The following is a 14,248-nucleotide window of genomic DNA, read 5'->3' as shown; positions in this document are numbered from 1 at the left end:
AATCGGGGAGGTTTCACGTGATCGACTACCTGGTGGTCGGGGCAGGCCCGGCCGGACTGCAGCTCGGCTACTTCCTGAAGAAGGCCCGCCGGAGCTACGAGATCATCGAGGCGGGGCCCGCACCCGGAACGTTCTTCCGCACGTTTCCCAGGCACCGCAAGCTGATCTCCATCAACAAGCCGCACACCGGGACGAACGATCCCGAGCTGAACCTGCGGATGGACTGGAACTCGCTGCTGTCCGACGATCCAGAGCTGCTGTTCACGAGGTACAGCGACCGGTACTTCCCGGACGCCGACGACCTCGTCCGGTACCTGGGGGACTTCGCGGCGAAGACGAACCTCAACGTCCGGTACAACACGCGCGCCACCAGGATCTCGCGCAACGGGCACTTCGAGGTGCTCGACCAGCGCGGCGAGACGCACACCGCGCGCAGGCTGATCGTGTCGACCGGGCCGTCGAAACCGTTCCTGCCGAACATCCCCGGCATCGAGGGCGTCGAGCGGTACCACACGGTCAGCACGGACCCGAAGGACTTCACCGACCAGCGCGTGCTGATCATCGGCAAGGGCAACTCGGCGTTCGAGACCGCGGACAACCTCGTCGAGACCGCCGCGGTGATCCACGTCGTCGGGCGCAGCTCCATCCGGATGGCGTGGAAGTCGCACTACGTCGGACATCTGCGCGCGGTGAACAACAACTTCCTCGACACCTACCAGCTGAAGTCGCAGAACGCCGTGCTGGACGGCAACGTGCTGAAGATCGTGAAGGACGAGGAGGGCTACCTCGTCACGGTCAGCTTCTCGCGCGCCGACGAGGTCACCAAGGACATCCGCTACGACCGCGTCATCGCGTGCACCGGGTTCCGCTTCAACGCCGACCACTTCGCCGAGGACTGCCGGCCGAACCTCGTCATCGACGACCGCTTCCCCGAGCTGACGCCGGAGTGGGAGTCGGCGAACATCCCCGACCTCTACTTCGCCGGCACGCTCATGCAGGTCCGCGACTTCAAGAAGTCGACGAGCGGGTTCATCCACGGCTTCCGCTACTGCGTGCGCGCGCAGCAGCGGATCTTCGAGCGCAAGTACCACGGTGCGGACTGGCCGAGCACGCGGCTGCCCAACCGGCCGGAGTCCATCTCGAACGCGATCATCAGGCGGGTCAACAGGTCCAGCGCGCTGTGGCAGCAGTTCGGGCAGCTCGGCGACCTCGTCGTCACCAACTGCGACCACGCGAGGTACTACGAGGAGATGCCGGTCGGGTACATGCCGCCGACCGGGTTCGTCGTCACGCTGGAGTACGGGCCGGACCACGACAAGGTCGACCCGTTCGACATCACCGTGCGCAGGCCCGCGCAGAACGCGCCCGAGCAGGCGCTGGACGCCGCGTACCTGCACCCGGTGATCCGGCACTACCGGGGCGGTGAGCTGGCCGGGACGCACCACGTCGCGGAGAACCTGGAGAACGACTGGACCAGCCGCGACGCGCACCGCGTGCCGCTGGAGCGGTTCCTCGCCAGACAGCTCGCCGTCCCCTCGATCGCATGATCTCCCTGCGGGAGCTGGAGAACGAGGCGCGGGCACACCTCGCGCCCGAGGTGCACGACCTGTTCGCGGGCGGCGCGGACGACGAGATCACGTTGCGCGCCAACGAGTCCGCCTTCGCGCGGATCGGGCTCGTGCCGCGCGTGCTGAGCGGCAGCGCGGAACGCGACCTGAGCACCTCGTTGCTCGGCAGGACGATCGCGCTGCCGGTGGTGATCGCGCCGACGGCGTTCCACCGGCTCGCGCACCCCGACGGTGAGATCTCGACCGCACGCGCGGCGCAGGCCGCGGGCACGATCATGATCGTCAGCATGGCCGCGACCACGCCGGTCGAGGAGATCCCTGGGGACACGTGGTTCCAGTTCAACGTCCAGCCCGACCGCGAGCTCACCAGGTACCAGGTCCAACGGGCCGAGAAGGCGGGCTGCCGCGCGCTGGTGCTCAGCGTGGACGTGGCCGCGTTCGGACACCGGGAAAGAGACCTGCGCAACGGGTTCGACCACCTGCCGGACGGGCTGGTCTGCGAGAACATGCGCGACGCCGCGGGCGTGGTGCGACGCATCGAGTTCGCACCCGACCTCGCCTGGTCCGACCTCGCGTGGATCCGCGAGATCAGCGCGCTTCCCCTGGTGCTCAAGGGGATCACGCATCCCGCCGACGCACGGCGCGCGCTCGACCACGGCGTCGACGGGCTGATCGTGTCCAACCACGGCGGACGGCAGCTCGACTCGGTGGCCGCCACGATCGACCTGCTGCCGGACATCACCTCAGCGGTTGGCGGCCGGGTGCCGGTGCTCCTGGACGGAGGGGTGCGCAGGAGCACCGACATCGTCAAAGCGCGCGCTCTCGGCGCGACGGCCGTGGGCATCGGCCGGCCGGTGCTGTGGGGTCTCGCGATCGACGGTCAGCGCGGCGTCGAACGCGTCCTCTCGCTGCTGCGCGAAGAACTCGACCGCGCGCTCGCGTTGTGCGGCGCGAGCTCGCTGGACGACCTGTCCGAGGACCTGCTCCGATGGTGATCACCAGGCTGCGCAACTGGGTCTTCGCCCGCGTCAACGGCGACGAGGGCATCCCGGTGCCCGGCGACCTGGTCGGCATCGACGAGTTCCGGCGCGTCTACGAGCATCCGGCGGCGAACGGCCGGAGCAGGGGCGCGGCGCTGTCCGACCTCTTCTGGTACTGGCTCGCGCCAGGACCGCACGTGCACCAGGAACACCTCGAACCCGGTGAGCAGTACCGCGACGTCGCCCGCACCACCCGGCACGTCCTGGCGCGCGTGCCCGTCGAGGAGCTGGCCGAACGGTGCGCCGCACGCGTGCTCGACGGGCGGCGCGGGCTGGTCCGGTTGCGGGACCTGATGATGCCGATCTGGGCCGAGTTCTACTACGAGGTCGTGTTCGGCACGCGGTGTCCGCGCGAGGCGCGGGACCTGATCGTCGCGAACGCCGACGACGTCGTCACCGCGTTGAAGTGCACCGGTTTGCGGCACATGAAGCGGCGCGCCCGGCTCACCCGGTACCTGCTGGCGCGGCTGAACGACGTGCCGCACCACCTGCCGTCGTCGTTGTCCCGCATCGAGCAGGCGTGGTACCTGCAGGGCACGTTCTTCAACACGGCCGTGGTGCAGTCGTCCGAGGCGATGGCGCACCTGCTGCTGGTGCTCGCCGAACGGCCGCGGGATCTCGACGAGGCCATGGACGAGGCGTTCCGGCGGTTCCCGCTGTTCGGCATCGCGCACCGGATCACGTCGGCCGACGTCCCGCTGGAATCGGGCCGCACGATCCCGCGCGGATCGGTGCTGTGCTTCAACTACCCCGAGTACCACCGCGCCGGGCTCGAGCCGATTCCCTTCGGTGTCACCGGAAACCGGCCGTGCCCCGCCCGCGTCCACGCGCCTGCCGCGATGCGCGTCGTGGCCCGCGAGGTGCTGGCGCGCTACGACCTCTACTCCTCCGCGACGCACACCCGCCCGCTGCCCAACCGCGGCCCGTGCGTCCTCGTTCCGCGTCCGGGGCGCGAACCCCTGGCGCTGCTGGTGTTCATGCGCGTGCGCGACCGGTGGGAGGACACCTGGCGCGGACTCGTCCAGCTCGTGCTCGGCAGCTACATGGTCTGGGACGCACGCAGGGTCAAGCTCTGCCAACGCCACTTCGGGGGTTGAGTCATGGATGTCGCCGCCACCGCCGCGCGGTTCTTCCTCGCCGCGGTCGTCGTGTTGATCGTCTGCCGGATCGTCGGCAACGCGGTTCGCCGCATCGGGCAGCCACCTGTCGTGGGCGAGATGATCGCGGGCGTGCTGCTCGGGCCGTCGCTGCTCGGGCTGCTCTTCCCGGCCGTGCAGGAGACGCTGTTCCCCTCGGGCGTGCGGCCGATGCTGTACGTGGTGAGCCACATCGGGCTCGTCGGCTTCATGTTCCTGGTGGGCCACGAGTTCGCGTCCCGCAAGGTGACCGGGCTCGGCCGTCCGGCGGTGATCGTGTCCGCGGCCGGGGTGACCACCCCGCTGCTGCTCGGCATGGGCCTGATCTTCCTGACGCACGACCAGGTCGACGTGCTCAAGCCCGGCATCCCGCTGTGGGTGTCCGCGCTGTTCGTCGGCGTGACGCTGGCGATCACCGCGTTCCCGATGCTGGCGCGGATCATCACCGAGCGCGGGCTGACCAACACCCGCTTCGGTTCGCTCGCGCTGGCGTGCGGCGCGCTCGACGACGGCGTGGCGTGGGTCCTGCTGGCCGTCGTGCTCGGCGTCGCGTCGGGTGACCCGACGAAGGTGCTGATCACGGCGGGCGGCGCGGTGGTGTTCGTGCTGGTCACCGCCACGATCGGCAAGCGCGGTCTCGACAAGGCGATCAACCAGCCGGGCGCGACGCTCGACAAGCTGGTGCTGGTCACCGCGGTCGCGCTGTTCGCGGCCGCCTGGTTCACCGACACGATCGGCCTGTACTCGGTGTTCGGCGGCTTCTGCGTCGGGTACGTGTTCCCGCGCGGCCAGGCGTCCGACCGCGTGATCAACGCGATCAGCCCGATCACGCGCGTGGTGTTCCTGCCGCTGTTCTTCGCCTACTCCGGACTGAACACGCGGCTCGCCGTGCTCGCCAGCCCGCCGGTGCTGTTGCTCGCCGCGGCCGCGATCACCGTTGCGGTGCTGGGGAAGTTCGGCGCCTGCTGGCTCGCGGGCAGGCTCGCCCGCGAGTCGCATTCGGACGCGCTGCGCGTCGGCGTGCTGATGAACGCGCGCGGCCTGATGCAGCTGATCGCGCTGAACGTCGGCCTGCAGGCGGGGATCGTGACGAGCGAGCTGTTCAGCGTGCTCGTGCTGGTAGCGGTGGTGACGACGGTGATGACCTCGCCGTGGCTCAGCTGGCTGGACCGACGCGACGCGCGAGAACACGGCAACATTGACGAATATGGGCGGCAAACAGCGCACGGATGAACACCGGGTTCTTTCGACGACGACAATCGCGATCTGGTCGGCCGCACTGGTTGGAATATCCACCCTTTCCATAGGATTGCTATGGATGATGATCGGCAATGGCAACCCCCGTGATTCCGTGCGACTGGACGCGATTCGCACGGCGTCGAGCATCGTGCTCGGCGCGGGCGGCGGCGCGGCGTTGTTGCTGGCCGCGCGGCGGCAACGGGTGAGCGAGCTTGACCTGGTGCAGAAGGACCACGACGCTACCGAGCGCCGCGTCACCGAGCTCTACGGCAAGGCCGCCGACCAGCTCGGCAACGACAAGGCGCCGGTCCGGCTCGCCGGCCTCTACGCGCTGGAACGCCTCGCCGTGGCCAACACCGCGCACCGGCAGACGATCGTGAACCTGCTGTGCGCGTACCTGCGCATGCCGTTCGACCCGCCGTCCGAGGCGGGCGGCAGGCCCCGGCTGCGCGACGAGAACCGCGCGCAGGAGCTGGAGGTGCGCCAGGCAGCGCAGTCGTTGCTGGTCAACCACCTGCGGACGGGTGAGGGGCAGTGGGCGGACGTCGAGCTGAACCTGGCGGGCGCGACGCTGGTGAAACTGACCCTCACCCACGCCTCGGTGCGGGCCGCGTCGTTCGCGGGCGCCCGGTTCGTCGGGCCCGCCACGTTCCGCGGCAGCACGTTCGGCACGGCCGACTTCCGCGGCGCGCGGTTCACCGGCCTCGCGGACTTCCGCCGCGCTTCGTTCGTCCGCGAGCCGGCTGTGTTCCGCGGCGCCGAGTTCCTCGGGGAGGTCGACTTCGGCGTGCAGACGACCGCGTCGCTCACCGGTGCTCACACACAGACACGCGATGCACGCCGAAAGTGGCCTTCCGGATGGCTCGAGCAGAATATTCCCGCCCGAAAGGGATGGGCCGCGTTGAGTTACCAGAACGTGCCCGGCGACGACATTCCCGAAACGGGATCGGACCGATAGGCTTCGTCATTCAACGCAACCAGCCGAAGGTGAGACCCGCTTACCAGACCTGAAAGAGGACACAGTGTTAATGCGATGCACGATCATGCTCTCCAGCCAGCGGGCAGGGTCCCGCTACGGCTCGAGCGCTGATGGTTCCGCACTCGCCGACGCGGTGTCCGAAGTGGTCTCGGCGGATCGTTCCCACGGCTTGGAGGTCGTGCCGGCTCCGCCGCACCACTAGCGGACCCGCGCGGTGTCGTGAACGACACCGGACGACCACGACGGACCGAGCCCGCGGCTTGGGGGTCGCGGACGTGCGTCAGGCCACCGGTGATCGTCGGATTCGGACTCAACAGCGCTCGGACTTCAATTCGCGTGGCCCTGCGGCGATCTTGGCCGATAATCGCCGGATGATCCGGCTGATAGCGACCGACCTCGACGGCACGTTGCTGCGCAAGGGCGGCGCGCTGGCCGACCGCACGCGCGAGGCGCTGGACCGCGCGGAGGCCGAGGTGGTCGTCGTGACGGCCCGGCCGCCGCGGTTCGTCGCGAACCTCGGGCTGCACGGCACGGCGATCTGCAGCAACGGCGCGATGGTCTACGACCTGACGGCGAGCGAGGTCGTGTCCGCGCAGCTGTTGCCGCTCGAACTGGTGCGCAAGGTCGCGTCCGAGCTCGCCGTCCACATCCCCGGCGTCGGCATCGCCGTCGAGACCGGGGCGGAAGTCCTGTGCGAACCGGCGTTCCGCGGCTTCTCGGCGAGCAACCCGCACCGGACGCTCGAGCTGCTGGACCACGTGTGGGAGGAGGCCGGGCAGGTCGTGCAGCTGCTCGCGTGGGCGCCGGACGCCGAGTCCGACCACATGATGGAGATCGCGACCGAGGTCGTCGGGCACCAGGTGTCCGTGACGCACTCGGGTGGCGTGGGGATGCTGGAGATCAGCCCGAGCGGCGTGTCGAAGGCGAGCACGCTCGAAGCACTGTGCGCGGCAAGGGGAATCGGGGCGCACGAGGTGGTCGCGTTCGGCGACATGCCGAACGACCTGTCGGTGCTGCGGTGGGCCGGGCACGCGTACGCGATGGGCAACGCGCACCCGCTGGTGCTGGCCGCGTGCGAACGGCACGCGCCGACCAACGAGGAGGACGGCGTCGCGCAGGTGATCGAGGAGCTCTTCAGCCTCTAACGGCGCGGGACCGACGTCGGTCCCGCCACCTCGGCGCCGAGCTCGGTGACGCGGCGGCGCAGTTCGCGGTCCGCGGTGACGACCGTGACAGGTCGTCCGGCTCCCTCTGTCCGGACGACCTCCACGATCTTGTCGTCCCCCGAGTGTTCAGCGGGGACGACTCGTACTCCGTCGACGCTCGGCACACCCCTTGCCTTGCCTTCGACGACGAGTACGACGTCTTCGGTTCCCGAACGCCCGGCGAGTGCGTCGCGCAGGCGTTCGGCGGCTCCGAACCGGTCACGCCACCAGCCGTCGGGGACGGATCCCACGACGTTGGCGGCGTCGACCACGAGCAGCGGCTTCACACCGTCAAGCCTGCACTAGCCGCGACGAGCGCGCAGAGCCTCCAGCGAGTCGGGGTCGGGCCCCTGGTCGGCGGACGCGGCCTTCATCGCCGGGGCGACACCGGCCCACCGCTGCAGCGCGGCGGTCGCCTCGGCGCGCTGCGCCTCGGGCAGCTTCGAGATGTTCGAGCCGTGGTTGCCCGCGGGAACCGTGTAGTAGAAGGAGTCGCGCGTGCCCGGACCGAGTCGGAACGGCTCGGCGCTCCACGGGTCGTTCTGGCCGTTGACGAACAGCAGCCGGCTGCCGCACAGGCGGACCCAGCTGTCGACGTCGCGCATCACGCCCGTCTCGAAGCGCATCTTGATGTCCGCGGGCACCATCGAGCGCGGCACGCTGGCACCGGGGTACCGCAGCAGGTCGCGCACGTGCGACTCGTCCGCCGCGGGCCAGCCGAGCTGCGTGCCGGCCTGGTAGTAGTACGGCGAGTAGGGCGCGACGCCCGCGTCGGTGTAGAAGTCCCAGCCGACCGTCTTGTCCATGAAGTCCCAGATCTGATCGACCGTGGCGTTCGCGCCGGGCACGATCGCGCAGTCCGCCTGCAGGCCGTACTGCCAGAACGTGAACGGCGTGTCGAGCACCAGGATCTCGAGCGACCGCTGCACCCCGCCGAACTGCTTGTAGGTGTAGCCCTTGGCCTCCAGCCGGGCCGCGAACTCGTCGCGGTGCTGGAGGATCTGCCGCTGCACGCCCTCGAGGCGACGGTTGCACGTCGGGTCGTTGCCGACGTTCTCGATGAACTCGCCGTAGTTGTCGCGGTTGTTCACCACGTCGTTCGGCGCCACGTACGCGACGGTCGCGTCGACGTCGCGTGGGAAGAAGCGGCGGTGGTAGACCGAGGTCATGCCGCCCTTGCTGGCGCCAGTGGAGATCCACTTGGCGCGGTAGATCTTCTTCAGCTTGCCGACGATCTCGTGGTGGTCGTTGGCCGCCTGCCAGATGTTCAGCAGCTTCCAGTCGGCCGGGTCCGGCCGCGACGGCGTGAAGAACCGCTGCTCGACGCTGATCTGGTTGCCGTCGATGATCCGGGCGGGCTCGGACGCGCCGATCGTGCCGGGCAGGCCGTAGCCGCTGGTGTGCAGCACCATCGGCTTGGCCTCGTCCTTGTGCAGCAACGAGAACCGCTGCTCGAACTGCTGCCCGCGTGGACGCCGGTGGTCGACGGGCTGCTGGACGCCCAGCACGAATGTCCGCGCCGTTCCGACCGTGCCCTCGCTGATGATCCGCACGCCGGGAACGGCCGCGATGCGTTCCTTGATGTCGGGCGCGGCCTGAGCCGTCACCGCCATCGTCAGTACCTGCGCCGAAACCAGTGCGGCGACGAGAAGCCTCTTCACGCCGTCAAGTTATCCAGTGAACTCCTCAATCAGTACCGGCCGATCGGCGGGCAGTGACCAGCAAAGCAGTCCGATCGCGGAACTTCTCCTGGCCGCTGCGAGCCTCGGCGACGAGGTCGTCGGTGACGTCATCGCCGACCTCGGCACGCAGTTCCCGCTCGTGCGCGATCCACTCGTCGTAGAGCGCCTGCATCCGAACGAACACCTCGGGAGCTTCCGTGCGGTCCTCGACCTCCAGACCAGCGCTTTCGAGGTCCGGTCGCCACGAGTCCGTTGTCTCCCACACGCTCGCGACGAGCCGCCCGCCGGGTTTGAGGACGCGGCGGATCTCGGCCAGCGCCGCGGCCCGGTCCGGTGCGAACGGCAGCGCGTCCACGCTGACCACCCCGTCGACCGACGCGTCGGGCAGCTCGGTCGCGTCGAACGTGCCCGTGTGGAACGCGGCGTCGACGCCGAAGTGCTCACGCCGCACCCGCGCCTGCGCGATCCCCTCGGCGCTGAAGTCGATCCCGATCAGGCGGACGCGCAGCTCCCGCGCGAGCCACAGGCCGGGCCCGCCGCGCCCGCACCCGAGGTCGACCAGCGTGTCGCCGGGGCGCAGCGCCAGCCGGGATGCCGCGTAGTCCAGCGTCCGCCGCGAGCACGAGCTGAACGCCTGGATCTCGGGCACGAACTCCGTGCCGAAGGCCCGCGCGGTGAGCTCGTGCAGCAGCGAGACCCCGCCCGTCCGGTGGACCTGGTCGTACGCCGTCGCGTCACTCATTCCAGCTGGCGAAGTACGCGGCCGCCATGTCCTCGTCGCCGTGACCTTGGGCGATCGCACGGGTCATGCGCGCACCCGCCGCGGCTGCGGCGTCGAGATGAACACCCGCGAACACGGACGCCTCTTCGACGAGGTGCGCGTCCTTGGCCGCGTTGGCGACGGAGAACGCGGGCGCGAGGTTGCGGTCGAGGATCGCACCCGCCTTGACCTGCAGGTAGCCGCAGTCGAGCGGCCCGCCGGAGACGGCGTCGACGAACAGCCGCGGATCGATGTCGAGTCCCTCGGCCAGCGAGATCGCCTCGCCGACCGCGGCGGTCAGCGACAGCACCCAGCTGTTCGCGACGAGCTTGAGCTTGGACGCCGCACCCGCCTCACCGACCCAGATCGTTCGCGCGCCGATGACGTCGAAGATCGGCTGCACGGCGTGGTGCAGCTCGTCGGGACCGGCGGCCAGGATCACCAGCTTGCCCTCGATGGCGGGCTTGGTGCTGCCGAGCACGGGGGCGTCGACGAAACCGAGTCCGAACGACCGGGCCAGCTCGATGTGGTCGTCGGTGGCGTGGACGCCGACCGTGCTGCTCTGGATCCACACCGCATCGGGTGACAGCCCGTCGGCGGCATCGGTCATCACATCGGTGACCGTCGCGCCGTCGTTCAGCATGGTGATGACGACCTCGGCGTGCCGCACGGCCTCGGCCGGTGTCGCGCAGAGGGTGGCGCCGCGGCGGAGCAGAGGCTCGGCGCGCGCACGGGTCCGGTTCCACACCCGGACGTCAAATCCCTGTTCAGCGAGGTTTCCCGCGATCGGTGCGCCCATCAGGCCCGTACCGAGTACCGCGACCTTCGTAGTCGACATGGGACCAGGCTAGTGAGGAAACGAAGAAACCCCGGGTGCTGCCAGGTCGGGGGTCCGACAGCACCGCGGGGTCACTCACAACATCGGCTCACGTTCGTGGGCCGTTACACACCCAGCTTAGTGTGACTTGCTTCACGTTTGACCGTATACGACGAAACTCCTGACGCGCGGGAGGTGCGTCAGGAGCTTCGTCGTTGGTTCCCCTGCGGGGACGTGCTTCGCGACGGGGGCGCGGTCTGCGTGTCGATCAGACCTCGTCGCTGAAGCAACCAGGGGATTTCATTCAGCGGAGGGTGGAGACCTGAGCCTGGGCGATCACCATGAGCTCGTGACGCATGGCCGGCGTGGAGGCCATGTCGATCGCGCGAGCCACGGCCTTCCGGTTGCGCGCCTCGGCACGACGGGCGCGGAGCTTCGCTGCGATGTTCATCTGGGCTGTCATCCCTCTCGGAAGTCTGGTCTTTCTTGGATGACTCAAGTATGCACGATTCAGCCGCGCTATGCACGGGTTTGTCCGGTGAGTTGGGGCACACGCCGATGATTCATCGGCTCTTGCTACGAAACACCGGACAAGCGCCTAGTCCTCCCGACCGAGCAAGAAGCGGCCGAAGTGGGGCACCGTGAAGGCGATCTGACCCCGTTCCGCGCTGTAGACCAGGCCTTTCTTGATGAGACTGTCCCGTGCGGGCGACAGCGACGACGGTTTGCGCTGCAGGTGGTCCGCGACCTGGGCGGTGTTGACGCCCGCGTCCTTGCCGTCGGTCAGCTCGGCCATGGCCCGCAGGTACTCCCGTTCGGCGGGCGTCGCGCGCTCGTAGCGCGAGCCGAAGAAGCCGACGGCCAGCTCCGCGTCGGCCTCAGGAGCCGCGACGGACACGTCCAGCGCGGTGATCGGGTCGGCGGGCGCGGCGTCCCACGCGGCCTTGCCGTAGGCCTGGATGAAGTAGGGGTAACCGCCGGAGGCGTCGTACATCGCGTCCAGCGCCTCCTCGCTGATGCCCGCCTCCTCTCGTTCGACGGGCGCGAGGACAGCGCGGTCGGCGTCCTCGCGGCTGAGCCGGTCGATCCGCGTGTACCGGAACAGCCGCTCCGAGTACGACTTGCTCGCCGACAGCACCGCTGGCAGGTGCGGCAGGCCCGCGCCGACCACGACCAGCGGCGCGCCGGACTGCGACAGCTCGTGGCACGCGGCGCACAGCGCGGAGATGTCGTCGGCCTGGAGGTCCTGCATCTCGTCGATCAGCAGCGCGACGCCGGTGCCGACGTCCTGCGCGAGCTCCGCGACGTCCGTGAACAGCTCGACCAGGTCGATCTCGATGTCACCCGAGTCCGCACGCCCCTGCTTCGCGGGCACGTCGATGCCCGGCTGCCAGCGGTCGCGCAGCTTGGCGGTGTCCGGCGCGGCGCGCAGCGCGAACGCCTTCAGCACACCCAACGCGTCCTCGACCCGGTCCGGCGCGCGGTGCCGCACGGCGAGATCGCGGATCGCCCGGTGCAGTGCGGCGGACAACGGCCTGCGCAGCCCGGCGTCCGGCCTGGCCTCGACCTTGCCCGCGCCCCAGCCGCGTTTCACGGCCATCGACCGCAGCTCGCCGAGCAGCACGGTCTTGCCGACACCGCGCAGCCCGGTCAGCACGAGGCTGCGCTCCGGACGTCCGCGGGCGACGCGTTCCAGCACCACCTCGAAGGCGCCGACTTCCTTGTCCCGCCCCGCGAGCTCGGGTGGACGCTGGCCTGCTCCGGGGGCGAACGGGTTGCGCACCGGGTCCATTCGAGCACCGTATCGGCGTGTCTAGTGCTGACCCGATAGACGCGCAGACACGCCTACGGCTTGTTTCGTATACCGCTTTCTAGTGCTTGTGCTAGATAGGTCAATTGTTGCGCATGAACCACTACGCGAGTTGGCTGGCTTCCGTGGCTGACGTAGTGACCGTGGGGACCGGCGAGGTCGAGCGCACCGCCGACCGCGCCGAGGTGACCGTCTCGTTCGACGCGACCGGCGCGGACCGCGCCGAGGCGGTGAGCTCGCTGAACCAGAAGGTGGCAGGCGTTGAGCCGCTGCTGACGCGGCCGGGTGTGGAGGTGCGTTCGCGGCGGCTGAACGTGCACGACAACTGGGACGGCAAGCGCCGCGCGGGCAGCATGGCGTCGCAGAACTACGTGATCAGGGTGACCGACCTGGAGCAGCTCGACCTGCTGCTCGGCGAACTGGTGCAGGCGGAGCCGTCCTGGATGAACGGCCCGTCGTGGCAGCTGATCGACGACGCCGAAGCGTCCCGCGAGGCGCAGCGCGAGGCCGTCGCGGACGCGTCACGGCGCGCCGAGGGCTACGCGACCGCGCTCGGGCGGCGGCTCGGGCCGCTGCACCGGATCGTCGACGGCGAGAACGACCGGCACGGACCGCTGATGGCGCGTTCCATGGCCTACGGCGCCGCACCTGGCGCGGAGGGCATGGTCGACCAGCTCAACCTGGAGCCGCAGCAGATCACCGTGCGGGTGACCTGCACGGCGACCTGGACCCTCCTCGACTAACGCTCGACGATCGCGGTCACGCCCTGGCCGCCTGCCGCGCAGATGGAGATGAGGCCGCGGCCCTTGCCCTTCTCGGCGAGCAGCTTCGCCAGCGTGGCGACGATGCGGCCGCCGGTCGCGGCGAACGGGTGGCCCGCGGCGAGCGAGGAGCCGTTGACGTTCAGCTTGGCGCGGTCGATCTCGCCGAGCGGTGCGTCGACGCCGAGCCGGTCCTTGCAGAAGTCCGGGTCCTCCCACGCCTTGAGCGTGGCGAGCACCTGCGAGGCGAACGCCTCGTGGATCTCGTAGAAGTCGAAGTCCTGCAACGTGATCCCGGCGCGCTTGAGCATCCGCGGCACGGCGTACGCGGGTGCCATGAGCAGGCCTTCGCGCCCGTGCACGTAGTCGACGGCCGCGGTCTCGGTGAACGTCAGGTGCGCGAGCACCGGGATCCGGTGCTGCTTCGCCCAGTCCACAGTGGACAGCAGGACGGTGCTGGCGCCGTCGGTGAGCGGCGTCGAGTTGCCCGCGGTCATGGTGTCGCCGAAGACCGGCTCGAGCTTCGCGAGCTTCTCGGCGCTGGAGTCGGCGCGCAGGTTCTGGTCGCGGGTCAGGCCGAGGTACGGCGTGACCAGGTCGTCGAAGAAGCCGTCCTCGTACGCCCGCGCGAGGTTCTGGTGGCTGCGCGCGGCGAGCTCGTCCTGCTCCTCGCGCCCGATCGCCCACTGCCGCGCGGTGATCGCGGCGTGCTCGCCCATCGACATGCCGGTGCGCGGCTCGCCGTTGCGCGGGATGTTCGGCACGACGTGGCCCGGCCGCAGCTTGGTGAGCAGCTTGAGGCGCTGGCCCGCCGTGCGAGCGCGGTTGAAGTCCAGGAGCACCTGCCGCAGTCCCTCGTTGACGCCGATCGGCGCGTCGCTCGCGGTGTCGACGCCACCGGCGATGCCGGAGTCGATCTGGCCGAGCGCGATCTTGTTGGCGACCGCGATGACCGCCTGCAACCCGGTGCCGCACGCCTGCTGCACGTCGTACGCGGGCGTCTCGGGGCTCAGCCTGCTGCCGAGGACGCACTCGCGGACGAGGTTGAAGTCGCCGGGGTGCTTGAGCACGGCGCCCGCGACGACCTCGCCGAGCCGTTCGTCCTGCAGGCCGAAGCGGCTCACGAGGCCGTCGAGCGCGGCGGTGAACATGTCCTGGTTCGACGCGCGCGCGTACGGGCCGTTCGACCGGGCGAACGGGATCCGGTTGCCGCCGAGGATCGCTACTCGCTTCATGACCGCCAGTGTACCT

The 14,248-nt window shown here is 69.7% G+C and carries 14 protein-coding genes; 7 read left to right on the top strand and 7 right to left on the bottom strand.

The window, feature by feature from the left end:
- Positions 1-17 precede the first annotated feature (17 nt).
- The 6 genes from FKR81_RS07700 (at position 18) to FKR81_RS07675 (ending at position 7,107) form a co-directional block, all read left to right on the top strand.
- Complete coding sequence (locus FKR81_RS07700; RefSeq protein WP_235921376.1) at positions 18-1,547, top strand: NAD(P)-binding domain-containing protein; 1,530 nt, start codon at positions 18-20, stop codon at positions 1,545-1,547.
- The gene (locus FKR81_RS07695; RefSeq protein ID WP_146350228.1) at positions 1,544-2,563 is read left to right on the top strand and encodes an alpha-hydroxy acid oxidase; all 1,020 of its coding nucleotides are present in this window, start codon (positions 1,544-1,546) and stop codon (positions 2,561-2,563) included. The genes FKR81_RS07700 and FKR81_RS07695 overlap by 4 nt, the downstream gene beginning before the upstream one ends.
- Positions 2,557-3,705: a cytochrome P450 family protein gene (locus tag FKR81_RS07690; protein WP_146350227.1), complete on the top strand. Its 1,149-nt coding sequence runs from the start codon at positions 2,557-2,559 to the stop codon at positions 3,703-3,705. The genes FKR81_RS07695 and FKR81_RS07690 overlap by 7 nt, the downstream gene beginning before the upstream one ends.
- 3 nt (positions 3,706-3,708) lie before the next feature.
- Positions 3,709-4,977: a cation:proton antiporter gene (locus FKR81_RS07685; RefSeq protein WP_146350226.1), complete on the top strand. Its 1,269-nt coding sequence runs from the start codon at positions 3,709-3,711 to the stop codon at positions 4,975-4,977.
- Positions 4,978-5,062: 85 nt separating this feature from the next.
- Positions 5,063-5,941 carry a pentapeptide repeat-containing protein gene (locus FKR81_RS07680; protein ID WP_235921375.1) on the top strand — a complete coding sequence of 293 codons (879 nt, stop codon included), beginning with the start codon at positions 5,063-5,065 and terminating at the stop codon, positions 5,939-5,941.
- Between the two features lie 392 nt (positions 5,942-6,333).
- Positions 6,334-7,107 (top strand): HAD family hydrolase, encoded by a 774-nt coding sequence (locus FKR81_RS07675; RefSeq protein WP_186762822.1) that lies wholly within the window; start codon positions 6,334-6,336, stop codon positions 7,105-7,107.
- On the opposite strand, the gene FKR81_RS07670 is transcribed toward FKR81_RS07675, so the two are convergent.
- From FKR81_RS07670 to FKR81_RS07650, 6 genes are all read right to left on the bottom strand, one after another.
- Entirely contained in the window at positions 7,104-7,454 is a 351-nt protein-coding gene (locus tag FKR81_RS07670; RefSeq protein ID WP_146350224.1) for an NYN domain-containing protein, read from the bottom strand. The genes FKR81_RS07675 and FKR81_RS07670 overlap by 4 nt on opposite strands.
- A gap of 15 nt (positions 7,455-7,469) precedes the next feature.
- On the bottom strand, positions 7,470-8,828 hold the full coding sequence (locus tag FKR81_RS07665; RefSeq protein ID WP_235921374.1) for a S28 family serine protease: 1,359 nt from the start codon (positions 8,826-8,828) through the stop codon (positions 7,470-7,472).
- 25 nt (positions 8,829-8,853) lie between these two features.
- Entirely contained in the window at positions 8,854-9,591 is a 738-nt protein-coding gene (locus FKR81_RS07660; RefSeq protein ID WP_146350223.1) for a class I SAM-dependent methyltransferase, read from the bottom strand.
- Positions 9,584-10,447 (bottom strand): NAD(P)-dependent oxidoreductase, encoded by an 864-nt coding sequence (locus FKR81_RS07655; protein ID WP_146350222.1) that lies wholly within the window; start codon positions 10,445-10,447, stop codon positions 9,584-9,586. Before FKR81_RS07655 ends, FKR81_RS07660 begins: the two co-directional genes overlap by 8 nt.
- A 283-nt stretch (positions 10,448-10,730) precedes the next feature.
- Positions 10,731-10,877 carry a hypothetical protein gene (locus tag FKR81_RS43370; protein WP_186762821.1) on the bottom strand — a complete coding sequence of 49 codons (147 nt, stop codon included), beginning with the start codon at positions 10,875-10,877 and terminating at the stop codon, positions 10,731-10,733.
- A gap of 147 nt (positions 10,878-11,024) precedes the next feature.
- Positions 11,025-12,218, bottom strand: coding sequence for an ATP-binding protein (locus tag FKR81_RS07650; protein ID WP_146350221.1), 1,194 nt, complete (start codon positions 12,216-12,218; stop codon positions 11,025-11,027).
- Positions 12,219-12,361: 143 nt separating this feature from the next.
- Between FKR81_RS07650 and FKR81_RS07645 the strand changes: the two genes are divergently transcribed.
- On the top strand, positions 12,362-12,979 hold the full coding sequence (locus FKR81_RS07645) for an SIMPL domain-containing protein (RefSeq protein ID WP_146350220.1): 618 nt from the start codon (positions 12,362-12,364) through the stop codon (positions 12,977-12,979).
- On the opposite strand, the gene FKR81_RS07640 is transcribed toward FKR81_RS07645, so the two are convergent.
- On the bottom strand, positions 12,976-14,232 hold the full coding sequence (locus FKR81_RS07640) for an acetyl-CoA C-acetyltransferase (RefSeq protein ID WP_146350219.1): 1,257 nt from the start codon (positions 14,230-14,232) through the stop codon (positions 12,976-12,978). The two genes, FKR81_RS07645 and FKR81_RS07640, sit on opposite strands and share 4 nt — an antisense overlap.
- Between the last annotated feature and the right edge of the window lie 16 nt (positions 14,233-14,248).

Origin of the sequence: Lentzea tibetensis, from assembly GCF_007845675.1 — a bacterium.
Taxonomy (GTDB): domain Bacteria; phylum Actinomycetota; class Actinomycetes; order Mycobacteriales; family Pseudonocardiaceae; genus Lentzea; species Lentzea tibetensis.
This window is presented reverse-complemented; position numbering and strand designations above follow the sequence as displayed.

What these genes read in the sequence shown, in the direction of transcription:
- FKR81_RS07640 (WP_146350219.1), bottom strand. Translation starts at nt 14,232, where the DNA reads ATGAAGCGAGTAGCGATCCTCGGCGGCAACCGGATCCCGTTCGCCCGG.
- FKR81_RS07655 (WP_146350222.1), bottom strand. Translation starts at nt 10,447, where the DNA reads ATGTCGACTACGAAGGTCGCGGTACTCGGTACGGGCCTGATGGGCGCA.
- FKR81_RS07675 (WP_186762822.1), top strand. Translation starts at nt 6,334, where the DNA reads ATGATCCGGCTGATAGCGACCGACCTCGACGGCACGTTGCTGCGCAAG.
- FKR81_RS07650 (WP_146350221.1), bottom strand. Translation starts at nt 12,218, where the DNA reads ATGGACCCGGTGCGCAACCCGTTCGCCCCCGGAGCAGGCCAGCGTCCA.
- FKR81_RS07685 (WP_146350226.1), top strand. Translation starts at nt 3,709, where the DNA reads ATGGATGTCGCCGCCACCGCCGCGCGGTTCTTCCTCGCCGCGGTCGTC.
- FKR81_RS07660 (WP_146350223.1), bottom strand. Translation starts at nt 9,591, where the DNA reads ATGAGTGACGCGACGGCGTACGACCAGGTCCACCGGACGGGCGGGGTC.
- FKR81_RS07680 (WP_235921375.1), top strand. Translation starts at nt 5,063, where the DNA reads ATGATGATCGGCAATGGCAACCCCCGTGATTCCGTGCGACTGGACGCG.
- FKR81_RS07695 (WP_146350228.1), top strand. Translation starts at nt 1,544, where the DNA reads ATGATCTCCCTGCGGGAGCTGGAGAACGAGGCGCGGGCACACCTCGCG.
- FKR81_RS07690 (WP_146350227.1), top strand. Translation starts at nt 2,557, where the DNA reads ATGGTGATCACCAGGCTGCGCAACTGGGTCTTCGCCCGCGTCAACGGC.
- FKR81_RS43370 (WP_186762821.1), bottom strand. Translation starts at nt 10,877, where the DNA reads ATGAACATCGCAGCGAAGCTCCGCGCCCGTCGTGCCGAGGCGCGCAAC.